Source organism: Algoriphagus sp. PAP.12 (assembly GCF_026652115.1).
Lineage (GTDB): Bacteria > Bacteroidota > Bacteroidia > Cytophagales > Cyclobacteriaceae > Algoriphagus.
Genome location: NZ_JAPPSQ010000077.1, coordinates 1 through 418, shown reverse-complemented (window position 1 = coordinate 418; position 418 = coordinate 1). Strand labels below are relative to the sequence as shown.

Sequence of the window (418 nt, the reverse complement as noted above, 5' to 3'; positions counted from 1 at the left end):
GATACTTTATTGACTCAGACTTTTGAAACAGGAGATCTCCGGGTCAGGTCTTATTATTCCTTATCAACTGATAGTCTCTATAATATGACGGGACATCATACCGGGAATACCGTTTTGTTCGGGGGGCTGTCCGTAGGGGAGATTCAATTGATAGCTGCTGAAGGATATTCCAGAAGTGGAAATTTAGAGATGGGAAATCTCTATCTCAATGAGCTTTTGCGGAATAGATATGACAAAGAATCATGGGAGGATTTAATGATTGAGGAGCAAGAGGAACTCCTAAAAAGGATTCTTCTGGAAAGAAGAAAGGAATTGATCGGTAGGGGAATCCGCTGGTCTGATCTGAGAAGGCTCAATCAGGAAACTGGATCAGAAATTACCTTGGAAAGAGTGATTGATGGAGAAACTTATTCCTTAC

General features: G+C 41.1%; 1 protein-coding gene. It reads left to right on the top strand.

The window, feature by feature from the left end; genetic code table 11:
* Positions 1 to 418 (top strand): RagB/SusD family nutrient uptake outer membrane protein (locus O0V13_RS21525; RefSeq protein ID WP_268037076.1); only part of this gene is annotated, 418 nt, incomplete at both ends.